This window comes from Plantactinospora sp. DSM 117369, assembly GCF_053764795.1.
The window spans coordinates 9943917-9953659 of the sequence record NZ_CM132446.1; the positions used below are offsets into that span (position 1 = coordinate 9943917).

The window sequence follows — 9743 nt, forward strand, 5'->3', positions numbered from 1 at the left end:
CACCGTCCCGCTCGTCGGTTCCCGGTGTGTCCGGCGCCAGCCGCGTCCCCGCCTGTTTCGGCGTCCGGTGGTCCTGCGGCCTCCGTCCTCGGGTTCACAGGTGTCCGCCGCCCTCGGGTCACTCATCCGCCCTCCTGGGGCTGCCTGGTCTCCGGCGCGCCGTCCTCCGGGCCGGTGCCGACACGAACAGAGGCCCCTCCGGGCGGATTTCACCGCCGTCATCCACAGGCCGACACCGCGTTCCACGCGCTGTTTCACGTGAAACGGGGGATGCCTGTGGACAACCCCTGTGGATTACTTCTCGCCGTCTCCGGGCACGCGTCGCATCCCATCCCCGTCCGCGCTATGTCCGTTGTTGGTCACCGAGCGGACGGTGGAGAAGCGGTAGCCAAGCCGCCCGTCGCCGCGTCGCGATGGCACCCGCCGGGCAGCCGCTCCGGAACGGATCCGGCCCGGGACAGGCATCCGCCTCCCGGGACCGCTGAGATCTCCGCAGCAGCGACAACTCCTCCGGGTCGGGGTGGAAGGCGGGGCTGAGCCGGCTGCCGGGCCTAGCCAACACCTGGCGGCGTTCCGAACCCACACCGTGCAGAACTCAATCGCGATCCCACGCACCGGACGAGGCGGAGAGGCAGAGCCACCGACCCTGAAGGGGAGATGGCGGACAGCAGACCCCTGGGCGTATTCCAGCCGAATCCATCCCCGCCGGCCGACCGCGTCCCCGCGTGGTGGCAGTCGACCGGCATCCGTCCACATCACCGGCACCCAGAAGGGGCGCCCAGCGCTGCCGCCGTTCGTCGGCTGTCGTCCCGGCGCCCGGAGCATTCGGACGGCGGTAGTAGCCGTCGGATGCCAACGGGTGGCCATCGGACAGCGGCCTCCGGTTGGCCGTGGCGGGCAGCCAGTGGTGAGCGTGCCGAGTTGCGGGCGTCCGCTGGCGGCTGCCGCCAGTCTCCGCGACCGGGCACGGCCGCAACTCATAGCTCGCGGATTGCGCACGGCTGGCGGCTCCGGCACATGGATCCCCACTGACGGCCGAGAGCTGACGGCCGAGGGCTCAGGACCGAAAGCCGAGGGCCCAGATCTGAGCCCGAGAACCGAAGACCGAGAACCGAGACTGGCGGCTCGCGGTGCCCGCGCCATCGACCTCCGGATTGACCATCCGGCCCGGCAACCCGACGCCAATCCCCAGACCCCTCGCCGCCGCCGCAGGTCCCAGAGACGAACCGGCCAGGCCCGCGCAACGGCTTGACGTCCGCCCGCTGCGGGTGCGCTGGTTTCACGTGAAACCAGCGCACCGACTCCTCGGGTCGACGATGCGAATGGCCACCACCCCGATCCAGCCGGGATGGTGGCCATTCGCGCGCTGTCGAGCCGGGTCGCCCACCTCGCCCGAACGGCGGGTGCGGGCCTGCGCTCAGACCGACTCGTCGGGCTCGGCCTCCGAGCCCGTCATTCCGATGAGGCCGACGATCCGCTCAAGGTCGTCCACGGTGGCGAACTCGATGGTGATCTTCCCCTTGTTACGCCCGATGTCGACCTTGACCCGGGTGTCGAACCGGTCCGACAGCCGGTCCGCGAGATCGGTCAGTCCCGGGGCGTGCACCTTGGCGCGCCGCTTTGCCGGGCTGGGGCGGCTGGGGGAGGTCTCGGTCAGCTTCACGACCTCCTCCGTGGCCCGTACCGAAAGCCCTTCGGCCACGATCCGCCGGGCGAGCTCCTCCTGCGCTGCCGAGCTATCGAGGCTGAGCAAAGCCCGGGCGTGGCCGGCGGAGAGCACTCCGGCGGCCACCCGCTTCTGCACCTCGGCGGGGAGGTTCAGCAGCCGGATGGTGTTCGAGATCTGCGGGCGGCTGCGGCCGATCCGCCGAGCCAGCTCCTCGTGCGTCGCGCCGAACTCCTCCAGGAGCTGCTGATAGGCGGCCGCCTCCTCCAGAGGGTTGAGGTTGGCCCGATGGATGTTCTCCAGCAACGCGTCCCGGAGCATCGCGTCGTCCCGGGTGTCCCGGACGATCGCGGGGATCGACTCCCGACCAACCGCCTGTGCCGCACGCCAGCGCCGTTCGCCCATCACCAGCTCGAACCGGTCGCCGGGAAGCTGGCGTACCACGATCGGCTGGAGGAAGCCGACCTCCTGGATCGAAAGCTTGAGCTCCTCCAGGGCCTCCTCGTCGAAGACCTGCCGTGGCTGCTTCGGGTTGGGCACGATCGCGTCGAGCGGAATCTCGGCGAATCGGGCTCCGGGAACGGGCGCCAGCTCCGGCCCGGTCGGCTGCACCGGAGCCGAGGGCACCGACGCGGACCAGGAGGATTCTCCGGGCAGCGACGGCGCGGCCTCCGGTCGACCGGCCGGAGGCTCCGCCGTCACCACCCCGGCCGCTGGTTCCGGTGTTGTGGGAATCAGCGCGCCCAGTCCACGACCCAGCCCGCCCCGCGGACGGTTCTTCATGCCACGCCTCCCGACGCATCAACCAAGCTATGCATTGCGGCCAACAGACTCTTTGACCCCACGCATGGCGATCTCCTGGGCCGCCTCGAAGTAACTCGTGGCACCCCGCGAACCGGGATCGTAGGTCATCACCGACTGGCCGTAGCTCGGAGCCTCCGACACCCGCACGTTGCGCGGAATCACCGCCTGCAGCACCTTGTCGCCGAAATGGTTCCGGACGTCCTGCTCGACCGCGTCCGCGAGCCGGGTCCGCCGGTCGTACATGGTGAGCAGGATCGTCGAGACCTCAAGGGTCGGGTTCAGGTGCTGCCGTACCAGGTTGATGTTGTTGATCAGCTGGTTGAGGCCCTCCAGCGCGTAGTACTCGCACTGGATCGGGATCAGCACCTCCTGGGCGGCGCAAAGCGCATTCACCGTGAGCAGGCCGAGCGAGGGCGGGCAGTCGATGAAGACGTAGTCGAACTGTGCCGGGTGGCCGGCGATGGCTCGGGCGAGGCGGGACTCCCGGGCTACCACCGAGACCAACTCGATCTCGGCACCGGCCAGGTCGATGGTGGCCGGTACGCACCAGAGGTCGGGAATCCCCTCGACCGGCTGGGCCACCTCGGCCAGCGGCACGTTGTCGATCAGGCAGTCGTAGACGTCCGGTACGCCGGCGTGGTGCGGCACGTTCAGTCCGGTCGAGGCGTTCCCCTGCGGGTCGAGGTCCACGACGAGGACGCGGTTGCCGTGCAGCGCCAGGGCCACCGCCAGGTTGACCGTGGTGGTGGTCTTGCCGACGCCTCCCTTCTGGTTCGCGACACACATGATCCGTGGCCGGTCCGGACGCGGCATCGTCACCTCGCCGCTCGGGTTCAGGATTTGCACAGCGCGCATTGCCTCCATTGCCAACGGGGGATCGTCCTGTTCGCGCGACGGGGTTTCACGTGAAACGTACGCGTCGGACGCGGCGTCCTCGGGGAAGGTCTCCGGTACCGCTGACGGCGTGTCGGCCGGGGACTCGGGCTCGACGATCGGGCGCGGGGCCAGACCCGTCCCGTCAGCGCGGGCCGGTGCCGGCGACCCGCCCGGGGCCGCCGGAGCCTGAGCGCCGACAGGCGGCGCAACCGGCGCCTGGGCGCCGGGGCGTGGGGCCGCCGGCTGCGGCGGTACGTCCGTCGGCGCCGAGAACGTCGGTGCCGACGCCCGCCCGGCCGGCCTCGGATGCTCCGGACCTTTCCCGGACGGGTCCGGCCCCGGTCCGGGCACCGGCTGACGGGGCAGATCCGCTGCCGGCCCCGGGCCGGCTGCCTCTGCCACGAACGGCGAACCCACCGGGGGGTATCCCGGCCCGCCGTGCCCGGGTGCACCGGGCGGTGGAGTGACCCGGGCGGTACCGCGACTCGGACCAGGTGGCGGTGTGGAGTCATACCCCGTCGGTTGGCCGTCGGAGCCGTCGCCCCGTCCCGGCGGCCGAGCCCGGCCGCTGGCAGACCAACCTTCGTAGTCGGTTTCACGTGAAACATCGGCGCCGCCGGAGTGGTAGCCCCCGGAGTCCGTCATCTCTGGATCGTCATACCTACCGTTGTCATGCACCGTGTCATCCCTGCCAGCTTCGGATGGTGTCGGCCCGGTCAGCGCCCATGCCCGCGCCTTGGGCGTTAGCGTGCGGTCCGGCAAGAAGCAGCGAAGGCCTGAGGCGCCACCCGCTGCCCGGTCTACACTATCGACGCGCGGTCAGCCTACGGCCGCTGGGCACATAGGGCCACGGCTGTCCGCAGGATGAAAACCCGCCGTTCCGGAGATCTGTCTCCGGGGACCTGGTCTGATCAGCGGATTCGACGCCTCAGCTCGACCACCAACAATTGTGGCCCGCCACACCGCCGAGACGGGACACCCACGCGCCGCCCGGGCCGCCATCCGATTCCCGGAATCCCGCCCGCCAGTGAGCCGCTCTCCGATCCCACACCACGTGGGATCGGAACCGCCACGACGGCTCGCGCTCCCGCCCCGCGGATACAGCCGACGACGAACGCCACTGCATCAACGCTTATCGAAGCAGGTCTGGCAGCTCATCGCCGACACCTGCGGAAGCGTTTCCGTCAAAGTGCCGCCGACGCCTCACCAAGAGGGTCCTGCCGGTCGACCGCCGTTTGACGCTGCCGGGGCTGCGGTACGCGTACCGACGCCATCCCCGCCGCCGTCGCCGCCTGGATGCCCAACTCGGTGTCCTCGAAGACCAGACAGGACTCCGGGGGTACGCCCAGCCGGCCCGCCGCGAGCAGAAAGCCCTCCGGGTCCGGCTTGGCCATCGTGTAGTCCTCGGCACAGACCAGCACGTCGAACTTCTCCAGCAGGCCGAGCGTCTTCAGGGAGGCGGTGACCGACTCCGTGGTGCTGCCGGACACCACGGCGAGCGGAAGTCGCCGGTAGGCCCGGTCGATGTGCTGCCGCACCTCGGGTACTGCAGTGAGGCGCGGCAGCAGCTCCCGATAGAGCTCCTCCCTGCGCCGGGCGACCGCCTCCGGCGGCATGGTGAGACCCTGTTGCTCGTTGAGCGTGGCGATGATGTCGACCACCGTCCGCCCGCCCCAGGCGTAGAAGAGGTCCTCCGGAAAGTCGCACTTCCACTCCGCCAGCGCCTGCTGCCAGGCGACGTAGTGCAGCGGCATGGAGTCGGCGATGGTGCCGTCGCAGTCGAAGAGGTACGCGCGGAACTCGCCGGACGGCAGGGGCAGCATCACCGGCACAGGGTATAGCCGGCATGCTCCCCGTCGAGTCCCCGGACCGGTACGCCCGAAGCCGCGCGACGGGGCACAGCAGGTGGACGGCCACCGCCGCCCGTCGGCGTGAGGTCGCTACCGGGCCGCGCTGCCCCGCCGACCGCCCGGTGCACCCGGGGCCGCCGGTCGACCGGTGCGCTCCCGGACCACCTCCACGACGGTCGTCGGCGGGTCGACAACTCCGAGGCCGGCCTGCCGGACGACCGGTGCCGACCCACCGAGCCGGCGTACCGCCTCGGCGTGCTCGGCCACCTCCTCGGCGGCACTGGCTCCCTTGAGCGCCAGCAGACGCCCGCCGGGGACGGCCAGTGGGAGACACCAGCCGGCCAGCCGGTCGAGCGGGGCGACGGCCCGGGCCGTCACGACGTCGGCCGGCACCCGCAACTCGGCCGGGAGGTTGGCCAGATCCACCGGCCCGCCGGCCCCGACCGGAACCGGGCTACCAGGCTCGACCGGAAGCGGGCCGCTGGACCGGCCGCTCCGGCCGGCTCGCCGCCGCCGGAGAGCGGCACGCTCACGCCGGCTCGCGGCAAGTTCCTCCGCCCGGGCCCGGACCACGGTCACCGTCTCCGCGAGGTCGAGTGCGGTGACCACCTCGGCCAGGAACACCGCCCGCCGGGCCAGCGGCTCGACCAGCGTGATGGCCAGGTCCGGCCGGGCGATCGCGAGGACGATTCCCGGAAGCCCGGCACCGGAGCCGACGTCCACGACCGAGGCACCGACCGGCAGGAGTTCCGCCACCGCGGCGCAGTTGAGCAGGTGCCGGTCCCAGATCCGGGGCGTCTCGCGGGGGCCGATCAGGCCGCGCAGAACGCCGGGGCCGGCCAGCAGTTCCGCGTACGCGGCCGCGAGCGGGAGCCGCTCCGCGAAAAGGGTACGGGCCGGCTCGGCAAGTTCGGCCGGAAGCGGTACGGCCGGCGAGCTGTCGCCTCCGGCCCGGACAGCCGACGGCCCGGGCGGCGGTTCGCCACCCGGGCCGGAAACGGATCGGTACGTCATCGACCGCTCAGTCGACCGGGCGTACGACGATCCGGCGGTTCGGCTCGACGCCCTCGGACTCGCTCTCCACCCCGGCGATGGCGTTCACCACGTCGTGCACACACTTGCGCTCGAAGGCGGACATCGGCTCCAGCCGGACGGCCTCGCCGTGCTGCTTGACCTTCTCGACCGCGTTCTTGGCCACCGCGGAGAGCTCCTTGCGGCGGGTTGCCCGGTAGCCGCCGACGTCCAGCAGCAGCCGGCTGGGCGATCCGGTCTGCCGGAACACGGCGAGCCGGGTCAGCTCCTGGAGCGCCTCCAGGGTGGCGCCGCGCTGCCCAACCAGCGCCTGCAGGCGCCCGCCGACCACCTCGACCACGGGTCGTCCGGCGGAGACCAGCTCGTCGATGTCGCCGTCGTAGTCGAGGATGTCGAGCAGCCCTTCGACGTAGTCCGCGGCGATCTCGCTCTGCCGGAACAGGTCGGCGTCGCTGGTCGCCCCGGCCGGCTTTCCGCCGTTGCTGGCCTGCTCGACCTCGTCGCCCTCCTCCTCGTCGTCTACGTCGTCGTCCTGCCCCGGACCGGCGTCCGCGACGTCTCCGGCAACCGCAACGGCCTCGGTGGTTTCGGCGTCCGCGGGCGAGCCCGCCGGCAGGACCGGGTCGGTGTCGCCGATGGGCTGCTCGGCGCGCGGAATACTGGTGTCGGTCACCGTCTCATCTCCGTACTCTCTCGGCCGGACCGTACGGTCCCGCTGGTTCCCCGGGCCCGGCGGGAGATCGCCGAGTGCCACGGGCACGTCTGCACGGGCAACGCTGCCCGTCGTCACGAGGCGCGGCGGATTCCGGTCCGGCGCCAGCGCTGGTGGCAGCACGGCCCGAAGTCCTATCGGGCCACCGACCGACAGTTACGACCGGTGGCCGCTCGCGTCAACCCTGACGCTTCGCCGGACGCCCCTTCTTGGGGTTGACCGGCTTGGCGCCCGGCTTGGGAGCCAGCGCCTTGGTGTCGACGGCCGGCTTCTCCGGCTGCGCACCGTTGGCCTTGGACCGCCCGAACCGCCCGGCGGGCTTCGCCGGCTTGCCGGGCTGCACCGGGTTACGGGAGTCAGTGCCCCGCCGACCGGCGCCGCCGCCGGCTCCGGTGGGACGCCGAGGGGCGGACTCGCCCGGCTTCGGCAGCCGGGGGGCGGTCTGCGGCGGCGGGTACTTGCGCAGCACCCACTGCTGCTGGCCGAGGGTGAAGAGGTTGTTGGTGACCCAGTAGATGACCACACCGATCGGGAAGATCGCGCCGGAGACCAGCAGTGAGGCGGGGATGCCGTAGAGCATCAGCCGCTGGATCATGCGCTGCTGCGGGTCCTCGGCCCAGCCGGTCTTGAGGATCATCTGCCGGCTGGTCAGGTAGGTGGTGGCGATCATGATGGCCACCAGGACGCCGGCCAGGATCTTGACCGACGTGCCGCTGGCGTTCAGCCGGGCCAGCTCCGCCGCGCTGGAGCCGAACTTGCCGGCGATCGGCACGTCGAAGAGCCGGGCGTGGGTGGCGCTCTCGAACTGGTCGATCGTCCAGCCGTACCGGGTCTTGCCCTGGTTGGCCGGGTCCAGCCGGCGGAGGACGTGGAAGAGGCCGATGAAGACCGGAGCCTGCAGGAAGATCGGAAGGCAGCCCATCAGCGGGTTCGCCTTCTCCTTCCGGTAGAGCTCCATCATCTCCTTCTGGAGCGTCTCCCGGTCACCCTTGTGCTTCTCCTGGAGGGCTTTGAGCTGGGGCTGGAGCGCCTGCATCGCCCGCTGCGACTTGATCTGCTTGACGAAGATCGGGAAGAGGATCACCCGCAGGGTGACCACCAGGAAGATGATCGCCAGGATCCAGGACCAGTTGGTGCCTAGGACCGCCCCCGCCGACACTCCGATGGCGTCCCAGGCGGAGTGCCACAGCAGCAGGATCCACGAGATCGCCCAGTAGATCCAGTCGAGACTCAATTCGGGGCTCCAGTCACATCGGCATGGCGGCGTGCGCCCGGCTCCGGCACCGGGTCATATCCACCGGGGTGGAAGGGGTGGCAGCGCAACAGCCGCCGGACCGCCAGGACGGCTCCCCGGAGTGCACCATGCCGCGCGACCGCCTCCAGGGCGTACGCGCTGCAGGACGGGTAGAACCGACAGCGGGCCGGCAGCGCCGGGCTTATCCAACGACGGTACGCGACGATGGCTCCGGCCAGCACTCGGGCACCGAGTGTCATCTCGGACGTACCGTCGGACGACGTCGTCATCGGGACCGCCGGGAGGACTTCCGGGGGGCGAGTGCCGCCGCGATCGCGGCGTCCAGATCGGTGCCGAGCCGCGCGTACGCGGCGTCGGCGGCACCGGGCAGTGCGCGTACCACCAGGGTGGTGCCGGGGGGCAGACCCGGCAACCGGTCGCGGACCAGGTGTCGCAGGCGGCGCCGGACCTTGTTCCGGACCACCGCGCCACCCACCGCCTTGGACACGACGAAGCCGGCCCGGGCGGGCGCGGGCTCGTGTCCCGCACCAGCGCTCCGAACCGGCTCCGATGCCGTCGTGGTCGTCGGGGAAGACGTTGGTGCCGGCGTTCCGGCCGAATCGAGATGGACCACCACGGTTCCTCGACTGGCACGGCGCCCACCCCGGATCGCCGCGGCGAAGTCACTGCTGCGCCGCAGTCGCTGTGCGGCCGCCAGCACGACTGCCTACATCCCCGGACCGGCCTTGCCAGCCGTCAGGCCGACAGGCGGGTGCGACCCTTGCCACGGCGGGCCGAGATGATGGCGCGACCAGCCCGGGTGCGCATGCGCAGCCGGAAGCCGTGGGTCTTCGCGCGCCGGCGGTTGTTCGGCTGGAAGGTGCGCTTGCTCACGTCAGGCTCTCCGTCGTCGTACGCCCCGGTCGTGCGACAGCGGGGTCGTGTGATTGTCTGGCGTCGACCGCCGGGACGGCCGGGTGTCGATGCCGTCCAGGCGTCAGCCACGGCCCGTGCCGGGCCGCGGTCAACAGTCTCCCATCACCCTAGCAGAGGGCGACAGAGCAACCGTTGGAGCCTACGCAGCCCGACAACGGCCGTCAAACGTCATGATCGCAACCGGCTCGGCCGCGCCGCCGGCACGGGGCTCCGGACTGTCGGGCGACAGGCGTGGACGTCGGGACCACCGTCCCGCCAGGCGGGGTTTTTCGCTGATGTCGGCAAGGCCCCGGGGCGCCGACGGTTGAAGGGTTGTGGACAACGCTGTTAGCGTGCCCGATTGCACGTCAGCGTCAGGGGGTGGGGATGCCGCTGACGGGCAAAACCGGACAAGCTCGTCGATCGTTCGACAGATGAACCCGCGTCAACGCAGGTCGGGCCGGGGGCAGCCGACACGGACGCCCGGCCGGGCGACACAATCGGTCGATACACAGGCTGTGGATAACCTGTGGACGGCGCCGGCACCCGCCGAGCGCCGCGTCGTGCCTGTTCGAGCACGTCAGCAAGCCTGGAACGGTCGACCGGGACGGCAACGGCGGCCGGAGACGCAGAGGCGATGGGGGTGGCGCGACG

General features: G+C 71.3%; 9 protein-coding genes. All 9 read right to left on the reverse strand.

Translation table 11 applies throughout. The features are described from left to right. Positions 1–1417: 1417 nt before the first annotated feature. Entirely contained in the window at positions 1418–2449 is a 1032-nt protein-coding gene (locus tag ACSMXO_RS42825; protein ID WP_455416255.1) for a ParB/RepB/Spo0J family partition protein, read from the reverse strand. A 27-nt stretch (positions 2450–2476) separates the two neighbouring features. Beyond that, on the reverse strand, positions 2477–3463 hold the full coding sequence (locus ACSMXO_RS42830; RefSeq protein ID WP_455419447.1) for a ParA family protein: 987 nt from the start codon (positions 3461–3463) through the stop codon (positions 2477–2479). A 1067-nt stretch (positions 3464–4530) separates the two neighbouring features. Then, the gene (locus ACSMXO_RS42835; protein ID WP_455419448.1) at positions 4531–5169 is read right to left on the reverse strand and encodes an HAD family hydrolase; all 639 of its coding nucleotides are present in this window, start codon (positions 5167–5169) and stop codon (positions 4531–4533) included. Between the two features lie 117 nt (positions 5170–5286). Continuing rightward, positions 5287–6210, reverse strand: coding sequence for a 16S rRNA (guanine(527)-N(7))-methyltransferase RsmG (locus tag ACSMXO_RS42840; RefSeq protein ID WP_455416256.1), 924 nt, complete (start codon positions 6208–6210; stop codon positions 5287–5289). Between the two features lie 7 nt (positions 6211–6217). Then, the gene (locus tag ACSMXO_RS42845; RefSeq protein WP_346262374.1) at positions 6218–6901 is read right to left on the reverse strand and encodes a Jag family protein; all 684 of its coding nucleotides are present in this window, start codon (positions 6899–6901) and stop codon (positions 6218–6220) included. A 217-nt stretch (positions 6902–7118) separates the two neighbouring features. Beyond that, positions 7119–8174: a membrane protein insertase YidC gene (gene yidC / locus ACSMXO_RS42850; RefSeq protein ID WP_455416257.1), complete on the reverse strand. Its 1056-nt coding sequence runs from the start codon at positions 8172–8174 to the stop codon at positions 7119–7121. Then, a complete protein-coding gene (gene yidD, locus ACSMXO_RS42855; protein WP_346262372.1) occupies positions 8171–8434 on the reverse strand; it encodes a membrane protein insertion efficiency factor YidD in 264 nt (87 codons plus the stop codon). Before yidD ends, yidC begins: the two co-directional genes overlap by 4 nt. Positions 8435–8460: 26 nt before the next feature. After that, positions 8461–8895, reverse strand: coding sequence for a ribonuclease P protein component (gene rnpA, locus ACSMXO_RS42860; protein ID WP_346262371.1), 435 nt, complete (start codon positions 8893–8895; stop codon positions 8461–8463). 35 nt (positions 8896–8930) lie between these two features. Beyond that, a complete protein-coding gene (gene rpmH / locus ACSMXO_RS42865) occupies positions 8931–9068 on the reverse strand; it encodes a 50S ribosomal protein L34 (RefSeq protein ID WP_318399805.1) in 138 nt (45 codons plus the stop codon). Positions 9069–9743: the final 675 nt, after the last annotated feature.